The following is a 19762-nucleotide window of genomic DNA, read 5'->3' on the forward strand; positions in this document are numbered from 1 at the left end:
TGATTGGGATGCCGCGTCTAAGTATTTCCCGCCATTTTTCGTGTCAGGGTTTCAGGCGGAAAAGAAAACCATCCTGCGGCTGCGGATAGGGCGTCCCTGGCGGAAGCTTTCGCCGCAGCGCGCCAGCCACCAATGTATGCCCTGTGACATCCACGGCCACAGTGCGGGCTGACGGCTGCTGGGGGCTTTCGAGCGTGCGGACCCAGAGCGCGTCGCCCTTCTCGGGCTGGAGGCGGGCGACGTAGAGGCCCGCGGGCGCGGCGGTGCGGGCCAGCTCCAGGGCGCCGTCGTGGGTGCCGGAGACGGTGAGCTGTCCGGCGTCATCCGTGGCGAGCGCGGTGGCGGTGGCGGCGAAGGAGCGCGCCCAGCGCTCCTGGCCGTCCGCGCTGAAGGCCGCGACGAAGCCGTGGTGGTTGCCCGCGTCGTGGGGCTGGCCCTGGAAGTAGAAGCGGCTGGAGAAGGCGCCCGCCACGTAGACGCGGTCGGGGCCCACGGCGAGCGCGTTCACCGCGCCGGTGGAGCCTCGGAAGTCGCGGCTCCACGCGTGGGTGCCCTCGGGCGTCAGCTTGAGGACGAAGGGCGTGCGCTGGCGCACCGTGAGGAACTGGCCGCCGCCGAAGCACACCGCGCCCGCGTAGGCTCCGCCCACGTAGATGCCGCCGAAGGCATCCACGCCCGCGGCGCGCGCGGTGACGAAGCCCTCCGCGCCCGCGGACCAGACGCGGCTCCAGCGCGTGCGGCCCATTGCGTCCAGGCGCAGGACGAAGGCGCCGCGCTCACCGTCCGGAGGCGAGCGCACGGCGTCGCCGAAGTCGTGCTCGCCGCTGAAGTCACCCACCACCACCACGCCGCCCGCGTCGGAGGTGACGGCCTGGATGGTGAGCGCGCCCTCGCCCGTGAAGCCCTTCACGGCCTCGACGGAGCCCGTGGGCGACAGGCGCGCGATGAAGGGACCATCCGGCAGGCGCGTGCCCGAGAGCGTGGCGCCGGAGATGGCGCCGCCCAGCCACGGCCGTCCCTGGGTGTCGATGACGAGCCCGCCCACGCGCACGCGCGAGGTGCCCTCCTCCGGAACGACACCGTGGGCCCAGCGCAGGGCCCCGTCCGGGGAGAAGCGCGCCACCAACAGATGAGGCTTCGATGCACTCCGGTTGAAAGGCAGGGGGCCGCCCCCCACGTCCATAGGCTCCCGGTATGTCGCCGCGACGAGGACGTCCCCGTCGGGAGCAATCACCGCGTGTGGCGCCTCGCTGTCCCCGTGCGCCAGCGGACGCGACCACGCCATGACCCCCTCGCCCTCGCCACCCCGCTCAGCCGTCCCCACCACCACCACCGGGCCTGGAGCACGTGGTGCTGCAATCGCCTGCTCCCCGCACGCCACGAGTGCAGGCGCCAGCAGACACACCACGCTCAACCACCGCCAACCCGCCATCGCCCGCCCCAGCCTCTCCCGCCGCCCAACCCCCCGACGACCCTCTGCCCTTCAACCGTGGGGATGCTTCTGCAAGCAGGTTGCCAGCGGCGTCCCCGCAAGGGTTTTCCCTCTGAGGGGCCCGGGGACATGGGCCTGGAGGGCGGGGTGGATGTCCTGTCTCCTGAAAAAATCCCTGTCCACCAGCCAACGCGGGAGGAAAAACGACGCGGCCGGCAGGAAGGCAGACAGGCCTGTAGCACCCACGAGCAGGCGAGGTGGCGGGGTGTGGGTCCGGCAGCTGTCAGGTGTCTGACATTGCGGCCGCGCGCGCCACGAACGCGCCACGAAGCGGCTGTGAATGCTGCCGCACGGCGGGTGTGACACGGCGCTGGCCAAATCTTGACCAAGTTGAGTCAGCGCCTGTCTGGCCATTGAGGCACCTTGCGCCTCGTCGAAGCCCGGGCCTCCGGGTTCGACGGTCCTCTCCAGGCACTCGAAGCCACACCGCTCCCCAGTCCGCGGGGAGAGGGCCGCGTCTTGCCGTCAATCCCCCGCGATACCTGAGGAGTCGTCCATGAACAGCATGAAGTGGGTGATGTCCGCCACGGTGGTGGCGATGTCGGTCGTCGGTTGCGGTGGTCAGTCGGTGGTGGGAGGGCAGCAGGTGGAGTCGAGCCGCGGGCAGGCGCTGGCGCAGGCCTTCTACGGCTCCGACACGCTGAAGGACACGTTCATCGCCGGGTCGCTGCAGGCGGGCTCCGGGCTGAGCGTGGAGGGCAAGGGCTCCGGCGTGGGCGAGGCGTGCATGCGCAACGGCGTGGGCTCCAGCGGCTTCTGCGGCGCGGGCCAGCAGACGCTGGCGCCCATGTCGCGTGACTTCGCCGCGCCGAAGACGGCGTCGGGGGCCACCTGTCTGGGGGGCGCCGCCGCGGACGCGAAGGGTTGCTGCCCCGGCGAGCGCAGCAACACCATCGCGCTGGACGCGGTGAACGCGTTCGTGAAGACGAGCACGTACACGGCGCTGGCGAGCAACGGCCTCACCACGCAGGAGCTGCGCCGCATCTTCTTCGCCACCGACAACGCGAACGTGGCCATCCCCGGCGCGTGCCCCACGGACTGGAGCGCGTTCGGCCTGCCGTCGGCGCCCATCGTCAAGTACCGCCGCGACGACCTGTCCGGCACCACGGACACCTTCAAGTCGCTGCTCAAGGGCGGCACGTTCTGCCCCGGCGTGACGGTCATCGTGGACGAGTCCGCCGCCAACCCCAGCCCCTGCACCGCGTCCGACGGCGCCACCGCCTGCATCGGCAAGCTGACGGAGGCCAGCGCCAACGCCATCGGCTACGCCGGTGACTCCGCGTCCCGCCCGGGCAACTCGAAGCTCAAGCTGAAGGCCGTCTCGCCCATCTCGCCCACCACGAGCCTCTACGTGGAGTCCAACGCCACCAACGTCCGCAAGCTGCTCCAGGCGGGCGCCACGGACGTCTACCCGCTGTCCCGCCGGCTGTTCCTGAACGAGAACCGCACCGCGGCCCGCTCGTTCGACGAGGCCACGCTGCACGAGTGGATCTACGACACGAACTCCGAGGACTTCGAGGCCATCCTGACCGAGCAGGGCTTCATCGCCTGCAGCGACCTGGGCGCGCTCGACTGCGGCGGCGACAAGGGCCGTGGCCAGGGCCTGTGCAACTAGTCATCGGCTGACCCGCTGGAGCGAGGGAGCGAGGGGCTCCCTCGCTCCCTCTCGTCTTTTCAACGCGTTCCCAACCGAAGTCCTGCTCCCATGCGCTCGAACCTTCATGTCGTGCTTCGCTCGTCGCTGCTCCTCGTCTCCACCTCGCTCGTGGGCGCGCCCGCCCTGGCGTCCGACCCCCAGGCCGCGCCCTGGGTCTGCCGGGATTCGCGGGGCGCGGTGGGGGACGTCTCGGAGCTTTCCCTGCCCGCGGGCTCGGGTCCCCTGAGCATCACCGTGGGTCCGGACCTGGCGCTCTGGTTCACCCAGGCCGGCTCCAACAAGGTGGGGCGCGCCACCCGGAGCGGGGTGCTCACCGAGTTCCCGCTCCCCACGTCGGGCGCGGGCGTGCAACAGATTGCCTCGGGCTTCGACGGGCACCTGTGGTTCACGGAGCTGGCCGCCAACCAGGTGGGTCGCATCTCCCGTGACGGGGTGGTGACGGAGTTCCCGCTGCCCAGCCGCGGCTCGAGCCCCGCCGGCATCGCCGCCGGCCTGGATGGCAATGTCTGGTTCACCGAGGTGGTGGGCAACCGCATCGGCCGAATCACGCCCGAGGGCGTGGTGACGGAGTTCGCGCTGCCGACGGCGGGTGCCCAGCCTCGCGCCATCACCCAGGGCTTCGACGGCAACCTCTGGTTCGTGGAGCAGGCGGCCAACAAGATTGGCTCCATCTCCTTCGACGGCGTCATCCGGGAGTTCGAGCTGCCGGTGGCCCGGAGCGCGCCGTCCGCCATCGTCGCGGGCTTGGATGGCAATGTCTGGTTCACCGAGCAGGCCGGGGACCGCATCGGCCGCATCACCCCGGAGGGCGTGGTGACGGAGTTCGCCCTGCCCACGCCGGGGAGCCAGCCCAATGCCATCGCGCTGGGGCCGGATGGTCAGCTCTGGTTCACCCAACTCGCCGGCAACCGCATCGGCCGCATCTCCTACGCGGGCACCATCACCGAGTATGCCCTTGCGTCACCCAACAGCCGGCCCTCCGGCATCGTGCTCGCGCCGCCGGGCTCCTGGTGCCTGGATGCGCACCTGTGGTTCACCGAGCGCGGCACGCACAAGCTGGGACGGATTCGCGCCATCGCCGTGCCGTGACATGGCCGGGACCTGAGCGCCTTTCTTCGCATCCGGCCGTGACGTGTTCGTGAGACGTCGAAAGGCAGACGTCTTGTGTCATGGCTGGGTGCGGGCGGGGGCGTGTCTGGTTTTGTTGCAAGGACTTGGCATTGACTGCCGGTGCGCGCGGCTAGGGTGCGCCCCATCCTGGCAGGTCTCCTTCATCCAGCTGGACCCGGTGGGGGAGGCCTGGGGTGGTCACGGTGCATCCGGAGAATGCGGGAGGGACATCATCATGGGGATGACACGGATTGGGCCGGGCCCAGGCCGCGCGCTGCTGTTGTGTCTGACGTTGATTCCAGTCGCGCTGGCCTGTTCGCCCGGGTCGGAGCCCGTGAAGGAGGTGCCGGTCGAGGTGCCTGCCTACAAGCGGGCGTGTCTCCCCGCGCGTTCGGCGGAGCGGATTCCGCTGCGTCAGGCGGGCACCCGTCCCACGGTGACGGAGACCTTCGACCACCTGAAGACGCGGGTGGATGCGCAATGCGCCTCCTGCCACGTGGCGCCCAACATCCAGGGTGGCTTCCAGTACACCTCCGATGTGGAGGGGTTGAAGCGGGACGGCGCGCGCATGGCCTTGAAGGCGGCCCAGGGCGAGATGCCGCCGCGCGCGACGCCCTCGCAGCTCAAGGAGGCGGTGGAGGTGTCCTGCGCGCTCCAGTCGTGGCTGGCGCAGGGCGCTCCGGCGGGGGCGTTTCCCGTCCGATGTGAGGCGTCGTCCGAGGGCGGTGTCGCGGTGGCGCGCGAGGTGGGCGACGCGATGACGGACCTGGGCAACTGCGTGCCCTACGTCTCCCCGGAGTATCCGCTGGGCAGCGATGCTCCGAAGGACACCTTCTTCGCGGGGCTCACGAAGCTGCCGCGCCTGCTGTCGGAGACGGACACCGACATCATGACGTTCGACATGGCGAAGCTGGTGGAGCACGGCACCGTGGCCTTCGCGCCCACGTACCCGCTCTTCTCCGACAACGCCAAGAAGCTGCGGCTGGTTCATGTCCCCGCGGGACAGTCCATCCGGTACGACGCGGAGACGAAGCGGTTCCACATCCCGCCGAACACGCGCTTCTACAAGACGTTCTTCAAGGCGGTGTCCGATGGAAACGGGCACCGGCGCTATCGAAGAATCGAGACGCGGCTCATCGTGGTGCGCGAGCCGTGGAGCCAGTCGCTCTTCGGCACCTACCTCTGGAACGAGGACGAGACGGTGGCGGAGCTGCATGACCTGCGCTACCGGGACAACGAGCCGTTCTCGGACCGGGTCCTCGTCTACAAGGCGTTCGAGATTGGCGGCGCCACGCGCAACTACGCCGTCCCCGGAGCCCACCGCTGCGTCCAGTGTCACACGGGCGCGGAGGCCCGGAACTTCGTCCTCGGCTTCACGCCGCTCCAGCTCAACCGCCGCGCCTCGGGCGAGGCGGGCGTGGACGCGAAGACGCGGGTGGAGGAGGACGAGCTGAACCAGATGGACCGGCTGGTGCGCTACGGCGTCGTCACCGGCGTGCCCGTCTTCCGGGAGCTGGCGGCGCTGGAGGAGCACCTGCCCCGGCTGGAGCGCTTCGCCGAGGCCCGCGCGCTGCCCGGGTCGGAGGAGGCCCGGAAGGCGGCGCTGGAGCTGCAGGGGTACTTCGTCGGCAACTGCGGCCAGTGCCACAGTCCTCATGGGTTCGCGGTGCGGAGCAACCCGGCGATCGCCTCGCTGGACTTCACGGCGGAGGGCATCCTGTTCGGCTGGAACCCGTGCGGCGTGAAGGAGAGCAACGGGCAGCGGGTCTACGCGGACTGCGAGGTGCCCAGCTTCCAGCAGGACCTGGTCCTCCGCACGCCCTCCAGCACGCTCTACCAGCGCGTGGCGCGGGACACGGATGCGCGCGTCATCCATATGCCCACCAACGTGCCGGGCAAGGACTGCCGCGCGTCGCTCCTGGTGGCGCGCTACCTGGCGACGCTCGAGTGGCCCGCGGAGAAGTCGTTGAGCCCGGAGGCGAAGCTGGAGGCGGTGCGGACTCGGCTGCGGCAGGCGGACACCGCGGTGGCGGGCTCGTGCTCGGACCCGGCGGACGTCACCTGGATTGCCGAGGACTTCACCGACAAGGTGCCGTACGAGCCGCGCGGACATGACTGGTGTCAGGCCATCGGCCACGGGCCGTTCGAGTTCCTCACGCGGTACGCGATCACCGAGCGCCACGAGCAGCTGGCGAAGAAGCGCTTCCCCACCAACTGGTGGCAGCCCAAGCGCGTCTGCTCGTTCCCCACGCGGAGCAGTCCTCCCGACGGGCATGACCCGTGGAACGACTCGCGCGACAAGTGGATGGTGAACGCGCTGGGCAACCCGCGCGCGCCTTGGGGCGAGCTGTACTACTCCACGCCGGGGGCCACCGCGTACCAGGGCATCTGCGCCAACTGTCACGGACGCGCGGGGGATGGACAGACGGGCGCGGCCAAGGTGCTGGTGGCGCTCAACGGGGGCCGCGTGGCCAACCTGGTCAGCGGCATGTTCGGCGCGACGGACGGGGTGTCGAACCTGGGGTTGTTCGACACCCTGAACCCCCATGGGGCGGCTCGCTACCTGGCGTACATGGCGTCGGGTGGGACGACGGTGCAGTTCACGCCGGAGTTCATGAGCGCGTGGATCAAATACGGCGAGGTGGACATCGACTTCTCGCCGCGCGCCTCGGACTGGAGCAAGTGGGGCGCGAACATGCTGGGTGCGGGGCGTGGGGCGTGTGACCTCATCCGCACGGGGAGCTTCGGCACCGCGTCGGCGGAGCCTCCCAGCGGCAATCGCAACGCGGTGGGCGGCGTGCGCATGTGGGAGGAGGTCTGCACGCTCGACAACGTGCTGACGGACGCGGTGCGCGGCGGACAGGAGCCCGCGCTCACCGAGTGGCTGCAGCGCGCGCAGTTCAACGTGGGGGTGATGGCCTACTTCTACCTGCGTGACGAGCTGTCGCGTGGCGCGAGCGCCATCCATCCCCTGCGGACCGAGTGTGAGCGTGGAGTGACGCCGTGAGCGGCCCTGGCCGTGTGAGTCCTTTCTTCCGGAGCGCCAACGTGACCCAGAGCAGACTCCTGCGTGTGTGGCTGTTGATGCTGGCGGGCCTGTTGTCGGTGGGGCCCATCGGGTGTGGAGATGATTCCGAGGACCCGAGGCCCGACTCGGGCGTGCCGGACTCGGGCGTGCCGGACTCGGGACGGGACTCCGGCCCCGGACCTGTCGACAGTGGTCCGGATGGGGGCCCTGTCGTCCCGGATGCGGGGGCTCCGGATGCGGGCCCTGTCGTGCCGGACGCGGGGACTCCGGATGCGGGGATTCCGGATGCGGGGCCGGACACGCGGCCTCGGGCGCGGGTGCGCTTCGTGAATGCCTTCCTGGGTTCGAAGGGCAATCCCACGGATGTGACGGACCAGCCCTGGGCGCCCTTCTCGGTGGACCTGCACGTGGGGGACTCGAAGCTGTTCACCTCGGTGGAGGCGGGGGGCGAGGCGGTGACCGCGTTCCAGGAGGTGATTCTCACGGGCGACACTCAGGAGGTGGTGTTCGTGGCGCGCGACACGGAAGGAGGCGAGTCGGCTCCGGTGCTCGCGCAGGTGGGCTTCACGCTGGAGGCGGGGACGTGGGTGACGGTGGTGGGCGCGGGCTCGTTGCTCCAGGTGGGACAGGAGCGACCGGACCGTCCTCGGCTGGTGGTGTTGAGGGATGACGCGTTGGGGGTCGAGACGGAGCCGGACCTGGTGCGGGTGCGCTTCATGTCGGCGGACCGGGTCACCTCCGCGACGGCGACGCGGCGCCTGGCCGACGAGGCGGGCAATCCCTACGAGGGCAACACGGTCAATGCCTACTCGGTGGACGAGCACGAGGAGGGGGTGCGGGTTCCACGGGAGGACGTGAGGGTGAGCGTCACGGGGGCGAGCCCGGCCTTCACGCCCTCGCAGAGTGGATGGCTCTACTACAACCTGCCGCCGCGGACGCTCGAGGAGGGGCGGGCGTACTATGTCATCAACACCGGTGAGGACCGGCGCACGCTGCCGGATGATGGGGCCTCCGCGCTGCTCATCATCACCGCGAAGCAGGACCAGGTCGTGCGGCTGCGGCGCGGACCGCTGGTCTACTTCTTCAACGGGCTGCTCCCCGCCACACCCGGGGGCACGGCGTCCTCGCTCCAGGTCGTCTACCAGTCGCTCAACATCGCCACGGGCATCACCTACGGCACGTCGCCGAAGGTGGCGGACCTGCCCGTGTCGGAGACAGGCGTACCCGTGCGCGTCACCGTCAATGGTCAGCCCGGGCAGGCGGTGCTCGAGTCCGCGAACAGCGGGCCGCTGGAGGCCGGTGGCCGCTACCTGGGCGTGCTGTGTGGACGACAGGGCGCCTCGCCGACGCTCACCGTGGTGAGGGAGCGGTTCGCGGCGGAGGTGCCTCCGTCGGCGTTCCTGCGCTTCATCCACTGTTCGGCCAGCGCGCCGACGCCGCTCGACTTCGGGTCCTATTCGATGCTGGAGGATGGCTTCAGTCGGGGGGACTTCTCGCCGCTCCTCACGGGGGCCTCGTTCCTGACCGCCACCGAGCCCGCGGCGGGTGTGGTCTTCTCTCCGCCCGTGTCCAACACGTCCCCGGCGTACACGTGGCTGGGCGTGCGCACGACGGGTGGGTCCTCACTGGAGCGCTTCATCCGGGGCAGGGTGCTCGCCACGCCATCCTTCCTCATCCTCATCGGTGAGTGGGAGGGCTCCCTCACGTACCGGACGCTCAACGTCCGGCAGAACAACTGGGGCGCCTCGGGCCCCAACGACGCCAGCTTCAGTCCGCTGCCGGCGCCGTGAGTCGGGCCTGACGGTTCCGACGCCCACCCGGGCCCTTGCAACAGGGGCTCGAGGTGGGCGCGGTGTTTTCAGCGACCCGGGGTGTCAGACGTCGATGTAGCAGAGGCACATCCCATTGATGCAGGCGCCATTCGCACCCGACAGGCTGCACTGGTATTGGCACTGGGACCTGCTGCAGATGGGCGGGATGGAGGGGCCCGCGGCCTCCGCCGCCAGCGGGAAGGCTCCCAGGGTGAAGCCTCCGCCCAGTCCCACCATCAACGCCGTGCTCATCATGATTCGATACATGTGTCCTCCCATGCGCGGAGGATTCCGCGCGGGAGGACTACCCGGGCGACGCCGTGCTCATTTCCAGCCGGAGACCGTCGACCTGGAGTTGTTGCTTTTTCAGCCTCATTCCCTGGGCTCGGGAATGGTTGTCGTGAGATGGAAATATCGGCTCAGGTCTGGTGTCGCGCCACCGCACGGAAGAACTGGGTGAGCGAGGAGTCCAGCAGGGACTGCACCGACTCACACGAGCACGGGTTCCGGCGGCGCTCCCTTGCGCGGCAGCTTCTTCTCGGGAGGCGGGCCCATCACATCCTCGACGGCGACACCGCTCTCGTCGAGACGTGCGGCGAACTCCGCGAAGCGCTCGCTCACGAGGATGTACACCGGCATCGCAGCGAACCGGACCACGTCGAGCGTCGGCACGCTCCCCGCGTCGAGCCACCACGTGTCGGACGTGGCGTACTTGGACTGACCACACGTGACACACGGCTCGCCGTAGTGCACGCGCTGGCACCCGGCGCCCAGCGCGCCTTGTCGGGTGAGGGCCAGTTCGTAGAGCGGCCCGCGCTTGTTCCCCGTGATGCGGCTCTCCACGGGCGCGATGCCCGTCAGGCCCGCCGCCGTCATCTGCTCGAGCACGTCGCCGTGGACCAACATCGTCCATGGGTCTTGCAGGACGAAGGGCGGGAGACTGCCGCTGGCCTTCCCAACGAGAGGGCCCAGGCCCACGCCTGGCTGAACGACGGCTCCCTCCGGCAGGTAAGGCATCACTCCATCACGGAGCCGCACGTACTCATCCCAGGGCACCTGCCGTGCCTTGCGGAACTCCTTCTCTCCGGGGTGGTTCGAAAGGTTCACGGGGGGGAGTTCCAACCCGAGGTCCGAGTACTCGGTATCGCATGTCGGGCAGACCGAGTCGGGCAGGCGCCATTGCCGTTTCGCGATGTAGCTGCCTCGGTGCTTCGAGCCCGTTGCGGACGTCTTCAGCCGAAAATAGCGCATCACCCACCTCCCTCTTCCGCGAGACTCCAGTCACCGAGCTTCTGCCAGTACGACATGGGCATGCCCACCAGACCGTACTTTTGAATCATGTAGCCCGCCTGCTCCATCAACTCCCACCTCTCCGCGCGCTTCCCGTCCTTCTCCACCCGCTGGATGAACTCTCGCCAATCGCTGTTCCACGGTCCACCGTACCCGTCCCGATGGATTCGCTTGTGCTGGGCCACGTCGATGGCGAGGGCGAACTCGTGGATGTTGATGCCACGCCTGGTGAAGTACTCCTCCAGCGCCCTGGGGAAGATGTGGTGCTTCTCCTTGGGCCCGGACGCCCATTCGGCATGAGCCTTGCGCACGCGGGCCTGACTGGGCAGTTCCTCGTCTCGGTGGAACTTGAAGACCATGACCGGCTCGCGGCCCGGCATGGGCATGGAGGGGAGCCAGTTACGCTGTGGGGCTCGCGCGGCCCTCGTGGGCGCACTCCCACGCAGCGCCAGCGGAGGTGTGGCCACGTCCTCGCACCGGTAGAGGCCACACGTCTCGCCCTCACACGCGACGACCGTGCACCCGGCATCTTCTGACTCCGCGGCGCACTCCGAGGCCGACTGTCCAGCCCCGTCGCCGAGTCGTGCCCTATCGCCAGCGTCTGTCGTAGCGCAGCCGATGAGCAACCATGCGGCCGTCACCCACAACCACTTCCAGATGGTGTTCATGCATCCCCGCTTTTGCAGGCGAGAGTAATCACAACCCAAGCCAGGGTTCGCGAACCTCCCTCACCTGTCCGGCCCCATCACCCCCGAAGTGCCTCCTCCAGCAGCATCTCCAACTTCATCCGAATGGCTCCCAGGAACAGCGTGCGCACCGGCACGTGGGAATACCGGCCAGGAGCGGACCGTCACCTGGAAGCACGCCACGCCCCACCTTCTCCTGGGCGTCCACCCCAATCTTCCAACGCCCCAGGCCTACGCATGCACATCGACGCCTCCGTGGATTGCCCTTGAAGGGACTTTCAGGACATGCCTCGACCCCTCGAGAGGTGGTAGGGCCCGCAGGAATGGCCAGGCGACAAGTGCTATCCGAAGACGAGGTCGTGCGTGTCCGATGAACTGGACTGGGACCCCATCCGCACCCTTGCCCGTCGTGTGTTGCAGGGCGGTGAAGGCCTCGTGCTCACCGATGACATCCGCACCCTGCTCGAGCGCACGGCCCGTGAGGTTGGTATCGGTATCTCCGAAGCCACCGATTTGCTGGCAACGGACGCTGGCGCCCGGACGCTCTTGGAAGAGTGCGCGCGGCGCATTCGCGAGGGCTCCAGCCGCATGGTGTCTTCACTGAACCAGATGTACCGTCACAAGCGAGCCGGCGACTTCGATGCTGCTCGCCAGGTGATGCGGGACGTGCTCGCCGTCGAGCGGGTGCCGCACTATCGCGAAGTGGCCCAAGGACAGCTCGACGAGATGTCCGACGACCCGTGACGTGAGTCGTGGCTCGGAGACACCACGTCTTGCGGTCCCGTATCCGCGAAGCCCCCGCGTGGTGCCGTGCTAGCGTCCCCGCACCTTCCTGCCCTCTTCACCCACCATGCGCTTCCGGACATTCACCTGGGTTCTCTCCTCCTGCCTGCTGGGCGCCGCGACCGCTGTCGCCACACCGCCGGCTCAGCCGAAACTCCCGCCGCTTCCACAGTTACAGGCCTACACCGTGGATGCGCCCTGGTTGCAGCCCATCCTGCCGCTGCGCATCGCCGACCACACCTGGCAGATTGGCACCGAGGAGCTGACCGCCCTGCTGGTGGAGACCCAGGACGGTGTCGTGCTGCTCGACGGCGGCATGCCCCAGATGGCCGACCATCTGCTGGAGAACCTGCGGCGTCGTGGCTTCAAGCCCCAGGACCTGCGCCTGCTGCTGAGCAGCCACGCCCATGCCGACCATGCCGGTCCCTTCGCCGCGTTGAAGCGCCGCACCGGCGCGCGGGTCGTCGCCAGCGCCGAATCCGCGGTCCTGCTGGCTCGCGGGGGCGTCGATGATCTGCACTTCGGTGATGACTTCGTCTTCGCCCCCGTCGTGGTGGACCGCGTGGTGATGGACGGCGAGGTCGTCAAGCAGGGCAGCGTCGAGTTCACCGCGCACTTCATGCCAGGGCACACCCCTGGCAGCACCGCCTGGACGTGGACGGATACACGAGACGGCAAGCCCGTGCGCATCGCCTACGTCGACAGTCTCAGCACCCCCGGGTATCAGTTGCTGGGCAACCCGCGCTACCCCCGACTGGTCGACGACTATCGACGCAGCCTCGCCACCGTGCGCGCGCTGCCTTGTGATGTCTTGCTGTCACCTCATCCGAGCTTCAGCGGCTGGGAATACTCCGCCGGAGACAAGGCCGGCGCCAAGGCGCTGACCTGCAAGGCCTACGCGGACGCCGCCGAGCACGACTTCAACGCCAGGCTGAGCGAGCAGCGTCGCAAGCCTCGTTGAACCACGCGTGCCCACCCGAGCCCTCGAAACAGGGGCTCGTGGCGGGCCGTGCCTTCTTCACTCCGCGCTGAGCCGGGCCTCCGGCCACCGCTGACCCGAGCTGTAGTTGAGGGGCACCCACCGGTAGCTCCGCCCCTCCGCGCTCAGTCGGCCCAGTCCAGGAAACGGCATGTGCGAGAGCCCAATCAGGTCTCCGCGCGCCGCGGCGTCGGCGAACACGCGCGCCCGCTGCGCGGCGGCGGACCGGTCATCCACGTCATAGGCCACCGTCACCGACGGCTCGCGCAGCTGCACCGAGCCGAAGTGCATCAGGTCGCCGAACAGGACCAGCCGCTGGCGCCGGCTCTCGATGATGAAGCTGCTGTGCCCCGGCGTATGTCCCGTCGTCGGCATGACCCGGATGCCCGGGACGATGGTGTCCCCACCGCCGAATGCCCGCAGCTTCCCGGCCGCGCGGTAGGGCTCCACCATCGCCCGCGCCTCCTCGAAGTACTTCGGGTCCACCGTGCCCGTGCCCTTGTCGCGCCCGAGCCAGAAGTCCGCCTCGCGTGCATGCACCTGGAGGAGGGCGTTGGGGAACAGCCGACGCGCGCCGGACATCAGCCCTCCGGAGTGGTCGGAGTGGATGTGCGTGAGCAGCACCACGTCGATCTGCGCGGGCTGGTAGCCCGCGGCCTGGAGGCTCTGCTGAAGCCGGCCTCCCACGTCGGGACCAAAGAGGCCCCCCACGCCCGTGTCCACCAGCACCAGCGCCTTGCCCGTGTTGACCAGGAACGCGTTGATGGACAGCTCGACGGGGTCCTCCAGGTGGTCGCGCGAGAGCAGCTCCTTGACCCGCTCGGGCGTCGTGTGGGTCGCCACGTCGCGAACCGTCTGCGGAACGGTGCCGTCGGACAACGCCGTGACTTCGAAGTCCCCGAGCAACATCCGGTGGAAGCCAGGTGCCTGCGTGCGCACCTGGGGCGCGGCCGCGTGGACAGCGGTCGGGATGACGGGCGCCGTGGCCAACACCCACATCGTGAGGGCGCGTGAGACTGCGTGGAAAGCACCGCGGGAGAGAGGTCTTGTCATGGGCGATGAAATAGCCCCCGGCCCTGTCTGGGATAAACGGGCGCCCGCCCTACACACTGTTTCACCCCGGAAACAATCGAATGCGATATGCCACGCGCGGAGGTCGTGATTGGACAAGTTCATGGCCATGGAGGCCTTCGTCCGCGTGGTGGAGAGCGGCACCTTCACCAAGGCCGCGGACGCGCTGGGCCTCCCGAAGACCGCCGTCACCCGGCTCATCCAGCAACTGGAGTCGCACCTGCGCGTGAAGCTCCTGCACCGCACCACGCGTCGGGTGACCGTGACTCCCGAGGGCCAGAGCTACTACCCCCAGGCCCTGCGTCTGCTCGGCGAGGTGCGCGAGCTCGAATCCACCCTGTCCCAATCCAAGCGCGGCCCCAGGGGCCGCCTGCGCGTGGAGTCGAGCGGCACCTTGTCCCGGCTGCTCCTGGTGCCAGCGCTGCCGTCGTTCTACGCGCGCTACCCCCAGATGCACCTCGAGCTGGGGGTGAGTGACCGCGTCGTCGACCTGCTCTCCGACAACGTCGACTGCGCGATTCGCGGAGGCGGGGTCAAGGACGAGTCCCTGGTGGCGCGGCACCTGGTGGACCTCACCTATGGGCTGTGCGCGTCACCCGCGTACGTGGAGCGCCACGGCTGGCCGCGCCATCCACAAGAGCTGGCGGGCCCCTCGCACGCGGTGGTGAGCTACTTCTCCTCGCCGAGCGGCAAGGAGCTCCCCTTCGTCCTGCTCCGCGACGGCGAGCGGCTGGAGGTCCACGGCCGCAGCCTGCTGACGCTCAACGAGACGAACGCGTACCTGGCCGCGGGGCTCGCGGGCCTGGGCGTGATGTTCGCGCCCCGCTTCGTGCTGGAGCCCTACATCGCCAGGGGCGAGCTGGTGCGCGTGCTGGAGGGCTGGCGGCCCGAACCCCGGCCCCTGTTCCTGGTCTACCCTCCCGCGCGCCAGCAGGCCGCCGGCCTGCGCGTCTTCATCGAGTGGGTGACCGAGCTGTTCTCAAGCCGCCCCGACCTCTGACACCAAGACGCCCACCCAAGGCCGCAAGGGGCCTCGTGGTGGGCGTCAGGTGCTTCACGCATGCGCTCGAAGTGAGCGCGGTGCGTGACTCAGTTCACCTTGACCTGCAGCTCCTTGAGGACCTGGTCACCGCGCATCACGGAGACCGTCCAGTTGCCCGGCTTGTTGAGCCGCACGCCCGTCCACTGCCGCGCGCGCCAGCCGTCGCCCTTGAGCTTCACGTCCTTGGTCTCACGCACCACGTTGCCCTGCTTGGTCTGCACCATGACGTCCTCGACCGAGTCGCCCTGGGGCACCAGGTAGGCCTGCCACAGCATCACGGTGGTGTTCGCCTTGATGCCCTCGGCGGCGACCTCGGCGATGCACTCGTACTTGTTGGGGCCGTCCTTGGCCACCTCCGTACAGAGCTTGGCCTCCACCAGCACGGGTCCCTGGCCCTTGCCGTTGTAGAAGAAGTTCCAGGTGTCACGGACCGCGTCCGCGCTCGGAACCTTCGCGGGCTCCTTGGCCGGAGCCTCCGCCGCCGCGTCCTGCGCCAACGCCAGCGACGACATCCCCAACACCGCACACACCATGGTCCGCGTCATCAGCTTCTTCATGCTCGGGGTCCCCTCGTTGGATGAGTTGGGATCCGCCTTCCCCGGCGGGTCCTGCCCGGAGGTCTAGCACGGAACCCCGTCGCGTCTCATCCGAGCCACCAGAACGCCAGCGTCACCAGCGGCAGGTACACCAGGAACGCCACCAGCAAGAACCCCAGGATGTCCTTGAACTCCAAGCGGGCCACGGCCAGGAGCGGCAGCGCCCAGAAGGGCTGGATGAGGTCGGTGGCCATGTCACCCCAGGCGTACGCGAGCACCACCTTCTCCGGCGCCACCCCCAGCCGACTGGCCGCGTCGAGCAGGTAGGGCGCCTCGATGGCCCACTTGGAACCCCCCGACGGGACGAAGTAGTTCACCACGCCGCTGTAGAGATAGACGATGGCCGGGAAGGTCTGCGGCGTGGACAGCGACACGAAGAGCTGGCCGATGCGGTCCGTCAGCCCCGTGGCCTTGAAGATGCCGTAGATGCCCGCGTACAGGGGGAACTGCAGGACGATGCCGTGCAGCACCGTGCCGGCCTCCTCCGCCGCCTTGATGAGCCGCGCGGGCGTGCCGTGCAGCAGCACCGCGAGCACCAGGAAGGTGAAGTTCACCACGTTGAGGTTGAGCGCCCGCCAGCCGCCGTTGAGCCACAGGTACTGGCCCAGCCACAGCAACCCCAGCACCCCGAAGAGGACGTTGAGCAGCCGCGCGTGGTCCAGCCAGACGGCCAGGCTCTGGTCGGCGGGGCGCTCGGGCGGAACGAAGTCCCCCAGCTTCTCCAGCACCGCCGGGTCCACCCGCACCACGTGCTCGGGCCTGGGATGCAGCGCCCACGCCAGCAGCGTGAGGCCGGCGACGACGCCCACGGTGAGCGAGACGTTGAAGGGCGAGAAGAGCGTCCGGTCGATGGGGATGAGGCCCATGCTCTTCTCGAGGAAGTGGCCCGGCGTGGCGACCAGCAGCGGCGCGGAGGCGGACAGGCCCGCGTGCCACGTCGCGCCCAGGCCGAAGTACGCGCACGCGACGAGCAGCCGGTAGTCCACGTCCGGCCGGCGCCGCGCGACGAAGCGCACCAGCATGGCGCTGGCCACCAGGGACAGGCCCCAGTTGATGTACGCCAGCGCCATGGACACGAAGGCCATCAGCGCCACCGCGCCGCGCGGCGTGCGCGCCAGGCCGGACGCCTTCTCCAGGAGCGCTCGGACAGGCGTGGTGAGCGCGAGCAGGTAGCCAGTGAACATCACCAGTGCCATCTGCATGGAGAACGTGAGCAGCTCCCAGAAGCCGCCGCCCCACGCGTCGAGCACCTTGGGGGGACTTGCGCCCACCCAGCCCATGGCGAGGCCCATGGTCAACAGGCTCAGGAGTACGGCGATGGAGAACGCGCTGGGCACGAAGCGCGCGGAGAAACGGCCAAGGGCTTCGGCGATGCGGACGAGGGTGTCCACGCGGGGCAGGGGCTCCTGGAGGGTTCCAGGTCCGTTCTACGGCATTCCGAGGGCTTGTCGTGCTCCCTGTAAGCAATCCAGGCGCGCGGGACGTACGTTTTGCGGTATGAGCGCTCCCATGTCTCCTTCCGAGCAAGCGCCGCGGCAGGACGCGCGTGTGTCCACCGGCGTGCCCGGCCTGGACGCCGTGCTGGGCGGTGGCCTCATCACCTCGGGTGTCTACATCGTCGTGGGCGAGCCCGGGGCGGGCAAGACACTCTTCGCCAACCAGCTCTGCTACCACCAGGGCCGAGCCGGGGTGCGCTGCCTCTACGTGACGCTCCTGGCCGAGTCGCACGCGCGCATGCTCGCCAACATGCGGGACATGGCCTTCTTCGACCCCGCGCTGCTGCCCGATGGCGTGTACTACGTCAGCGGCTTCCGCACGCTGGAGGAGCAGGGGCTGCCGGGGCTGTTGGAGCTGTTGCGCCGCGAGGTGCGCAACCACAACGCCAACATCCTGGTGCTGGACGGCCTGGTGCAGGCCCAGGAGGCGGCGGGCAGCAGCCGCGACTTCAAGAAGTTCATCCACGAGCTGCAGGTGTCCGCGGGCCTGTCCCGCTTCACCGCGCTGATGCTCACCAGCTCCAACGGCCCCACCGTCCACCCCGAGTACACCATGGTGGATGGCATCCTGGAGCTGCGCGAGCGGACCCTGGGCGTGCGCTCCTGGCGCGAGCTTCAGGTCCGCAAGTTCCGCGGCGGCGCGACGATGGGGGGGGTGCACACCTTCCGCATCTCCAACGCGGGGCTGGAGGTCTTCCCCCGGCTGGAGGCCCGGATGCGGCGCGGCCCGCCGCCCGAGCCGCGCGAGAAGCGGGTCCACTTCGGCATCCCGTCCATGGACGCCCTCTTCCCCGGCGGGCTGGCGGCGGGCTCCACGTCGCTCTTGCTGGGGCCGCCGGGCAGCGGCAAGACGCTGATGGGCAGCAGCCTGCTCGTCGAGGGACTGAGGCAGGGCGAGAGCTGCCTGTACATGGGCTTCTACGAGTCGCCCGAGCGGCTGCTGCACAAGGTGGCGGCCGCCGGCATGGACATGTCCGGCGCGGTGAAGGAGGGCCGGATGCACCTGCTCTGGCAGCCCCCCGCCGAGTGCATCCTGGACGTGCTCGCGGACCAGCTGTTGAGCGCGGTGCGCAAGCACGACGTGTCGCGGGTGTTCGTGGACGGGCTGCCCGCCATGAGCCAGGCGGCGCCGGACCCCGCGCGCATGCCGTCGTTCTTCGCGGCGCTCACGCAGGAGCTGCGCTCCTCTTGCGCCACCACCATCTTCAGTCTGGAGACGCCGCGCCTGTTCGGGCCGGTGCTCGACGTCCCCCTGGAGCCGGGGCCCTCCGCCGTGGCGGAGAACCTCTTCTTCCTGCGTCACGTGGAGCTGGAGGGGCGTCTGCGCCGGCTGTTGACCCTCTTCAAGCTGCGGGACACCGACTACGACCCCTCCATCCGGGAGTTCGTCATCTCCCGCCAAGGAATCGAGGTTCAGCCTCCCTTCGACGTCGCCCTGGACACCCTGTTGACGGGGCTTGCCCGCCACCGGAGCGGTGGCCATCCCTGATTCGCGAGGAGCGCAGCCCGCCCGTATGGAGACGGTCCTGGTGGTGGATGACGAGCAGGGCATCCTGGAGGCCCTCGCGGACCTTTTGCGCGAGGAGGGCTACCGGGTGCTGACGGCCTCGCATGGTCGCGAGGCGCTGGCGCGCATGAGCGAGCTGCGCCCGGACCTGGTCCTCACCGACTGGATGATGCCGGTGATGGACGGCCCCGCGCTCATCAAGCACATCCGCACGGAGCCGGAGTGGAAGGGCGTGTCGCTGCTGGGCATGAGCGCGGTGGACGTGGCCGCGCTGCGCGCGGAGTACCCGGGCATCCCCTTCCTCCAGAAGCCCTTCGACATCCCCGCCCTGATGAAGCAGGTCCGCAAGGCCCTGGACGGCAAGCGCGCGCTCTAGAAGGGCCCCCATGTTCTACCTGCTGAAGCTCGGCCCGGTGCCGCTCTCCCAGGGCACGACGGACGTGTACCTGCGCATCACCGACGCGGGCGAGCCGTCCGCGCCCGTGTTCGAGCGCGACGACGTGGCGGGGCTGACGGTGCTCCTGGAGGGGCTGGAAGCGCGCGAGTCGGTGCGGTGCGAGCCGGCGTTGGCCCAGGCTGGCGCCGCGCTGGGCGTGCGGGCGGAGGAGCCGACGGAGGCGGCGTTGTCGTCGCGGGCGGCCATCGCCACGTTCCTGGCCTGGGGACAGCGGGGGTTGTCCGGGCTGGGCTCGGACAAGGCGCTGTTGTTCGTGCAGGCGGCCACCGAGTACTGGGAGGCGCGGCCGTGGACGCATTGGGATGACAGCCAGCCCTTCGAGGTGGCGGTGTCCGGTCCGCTGACGCACACCTTCGAGGGCTGCGTGTTCCACACCGGCGATGGCCGGGCGGGGCTGGCGCTGTACTTCCAGCCGGGCGCGCTCCAACAGCTGATGCACATGCAGGCGCAGGGACAGGCGGAGGCGGCGCAGGGGCTGCCGGCCATCGCGGTGACGCTGGACACGACGCCGGCGTACGCGGTGGAGGCGCTGTCCTCGGCGGGGCGGGTGCCCCGGCTGCCCATGCCGCTGAAGACGGGCGCGGGCGGCGTGGGCGTGCCGTCGACGGTGGAGGCGCTGTTGCTGGTGGCCACGCTGCGCGCGGTGGCGCGGCTGGGGCCCGAGCAGCAGGAGGTGCTCAGCAGCGTGGTGGCGGGGGACGCGCGCATGGAGGTCCATGTGCGCGCCCCGAAGCCGCGCGTGCGGCACTGAGGCGGC

General features: G+C 69.4%; 17 protein-coding genes. 10 read left to right on the plus strand and 7 right to left on the minus strand.

Features of this window, described 5'->3' with window-relative positions; all coding sequences use genetic code 11:
* Positions 1-43: 43 nt before the first annotated feature.
* Positions 44-1285 (minus strand): hypothetical protein, encoded by a 1242-nt coding sequence (locus tag AC6JA9_RS03810; RefSeq protein WP_497959099.1) that lies wholly within the window; start codon positions 1283-1285, stop codon positions 44-46.
* Between the two features lie 703 nt (positions 1286-1988).
* On the opposite strand from AC6JA9_RS03810, the gene AC6JA9_RS03815 reads away from it, so the two are divergent.
* The 4 genes from AC6JA9_RS03815 to AC6JA9_RS03830 all read left to right on the plus strand — a co-directional run bounded on the left by AC6JA9_RS03815 (position 1989) and on the right by AC6JA9_RS03830 (position 9077).
* Positions 1989-3107 carry a substrate-binding domain-containing protein gene (locus tag AC6JA9_RS03815; protein WP_497959100.1) on the plus strand — a complete coding sequence of 373 codons (1119 nt, stop codon included), beginning with the start codon at positions 1989-1991 and terminating at the stop codon, positions 3105-3107.
* 90 nt (positions 3108-3197) lie between these two features.
* On the plus strand, positions 3198-4238 hold the full coding sequence (locus AC6JA9_RS03820; protein ID WP_223782382.1) for a Vgb family protein: 1041 nt from the start codon (positions 3198-3200) through the stop codon (positions 4236-4238).
* Positions 4239-4494: 256 nt separating this feature from the next.
* Entirely contained in the window at positions 4495-7266 is a 2772-nt protein-coding gene (locus AC6JA9_RS03825; protein WP_497959101.1) for a c-type cytochrome, read from the plus strand.
* 41 nt (positions 7267-7307) lie between these two features.
* The gene (locus AC6JA9_RS03830) at positions 7308-9077 is read left to right on the plus strand and encodes a DUF4397 domain-containing protein (RefSeq protein WP_497959102.1); all 1770 of its coding nucleotides are present in this window, start codon (positions 7308-7310) and stop codon (positions 9075-9077) included.
* Positions 9078-9161: 84 nt separating this feature from the next.
* Here AC6JA9_RS03830 and AC6JA9_RS03835 read toward each other — a convergent pair whose 3' ends face one another.
* The 3 genes from AC6JA9_RS03835 to sitA6 all read right to left on the minus strand — a co-directional run bounded on the left by AC6JA9_RS03835 (position 9162) and on the right by sitA6 (position 11056).
* Positions 9162-9365: a hypothetical protein gene (locus tag AC6JA9_RS03835; protein ID WP_141331950.1), complete on the minus strand. Its 204-nt coding sequence runs from the start codon at positions 9363-9365 to the stop codon at positions 9162-9164.
* A 222-nt stretch (positions 9366-9587) separates the two neighbouring features.
* Positions 9588-10349 (minus strand): SitI6 family double-CXXCG motif immunity protein, encoded by a 762-nt coding sequence (gene sitI6, locus AC6JA9_RS03840; RefSeq protein WP_267701138.1) that lies wholly within the window; start codon positions 10347-10349, stop codon positions 9588-9590.
* Positions 10349-11056 carry a SitA6 family polymorphic toxin lipoprotein gene (sitA6, locus tag AC6JA9_RS03845; RefSeq protein ID WP_497959103.1) on the minus strand — a complete coding sequence of 236 codons (708 nt, stop codon included), beginning with the start codon at positions 11054-11056 and terminating at the stop codon, positions 10349-10351. The genes sitI6 and sitA6 overlap by 1 nt, the downstream gene beginning before the upstream one ends.
* A gap of 381 nt (positions 11057-11437) precedes the next feature.
* Between sitA6 and AC6JA9_RS03850 the strand changes: the two genes are divergently transcribed.
* Positions 11438-11818: a DUSAM domain-containing protein gene (locus AC6JA9_RS03850; RefSeq protein WP_223749231.1), complete on the plus strand. Its 381-nt coding sequence runs from the start codon at positions 11438-11440 to the stop codon at positions 11816-11818.
* 106 nt (positions 11819-11924) lie between these two features.
* A complete protein-coding gene (gene bla, locus AC6JA9_RS03855; RefSeq protein WP_497959104.1) occupies positions 11925-12818 on the plus strand; it encodes a subclass B3 metallo-beta-lactamase in 894 nt (297 codons plus the stop codon).
* 57 nt (positions 12819-12875) lie between these two features.
* On the opposite strand, the gene AC6JA9_RS03860 is transcribed toward bla, so the two are convergent.
* Positions 12876-13835 (minus strand): MBL fold metallo-hydrolase, encoded by a 960-nt coding sequence (locus AC6JA9_RS03860; RefSeq protein WP_497959105.1) that lies wholly within the window; start codon positions 13833-13835, stop codon positions 12876-12878.
* 163 nt (positions 13836-13998) lie between these two features.
* Between AC6JA9_RS03860 and AC6JA9_RS03865 the strand changes: the two genes are divergently transcribed.
* Entirely contained in the window at positions 13999-14907 is a 909-nt protein-coding gene (locus AC6JA9_RS03865; RefSeq protein WP_426748249.1) for a LysR family transcriptional regulator, read from the plus strand.
* Between the two features lie 89 nt (positions 14908-14996).
* Here the strand turns inward: AC6JA9_RS03865 and AC6JA9_RS03870 are convergent, their stop codons facing one another.
* Positions 14997-15506, minus strand: coding sequence for a hypothetical protein (locus AC6JA9_RS03870; protein ID WP_223782387.1), 510 nt, complete (start codon positions 15504-15506; stop codon positions 14997-14999).
* An 86-nt stretch (positions 15507-15592) separates the two neighbouring features.
* The gene (locus tag AC6JA9_RS03875; protein ID WP_223749235.1) at positions 15593-16936 is read right to left on the minus strand and encodes a short-chain fatty acid transporter; all 1344 of its coding nucleotides are present in this window, start codon (positions 16934-16936) and stop codon (positions 15593-15595) included.
* 118 nt (positions 16937-17054) lie between these two features.
* Here AC6JA9_RS03875 and AC6JA9_RS03880 point away from each other — a divergent pair, with 118 nt between their 5' ends.
* The 3 genes from AC6JA9_RS03880 to AC6JA9_RS03890 are packed head-to-tail and all read left to right on the plus strand — an operon-like array spanning position 17055 to position 19756.
* Positions 17055-18530: an ATPase domain-containing protein gene (locus AC6JA9_RS03880; RefSeq protein WP_223749236.1), complete on the plus strand. Its 1476-nt coding sequence runs from the start codon at positions 17055-17057 to the stop codon at positions 18528-18530.
* Between the two features lie 25 nt (positions 18531-18555).
* On the plus strand, positions 18556-18924 hold the full coding sequence (locus AC6JA9_RS03885; protein WP_046710836.1) for a response regulator: 369 nt from the start codon (positions 18556-18558) through the stop codon (positions 18922-18924).
* A gap of 10 nt (positions 18925-18934) precedes the next feature.
* Entirely contained in the window at positions 18935-19756 is an 822-nt protein-coding gene (locus tag AC6JA9_RS03890) for a hypothetical protein (RefSeq protein ID WP_223749237.1), read from the plus strand.
* Positions 19757-19762 lie beyond the last annotated feature (6 nt).

This window comes from Myxococcus sp. MH1 (assembly GCF_059738865.1).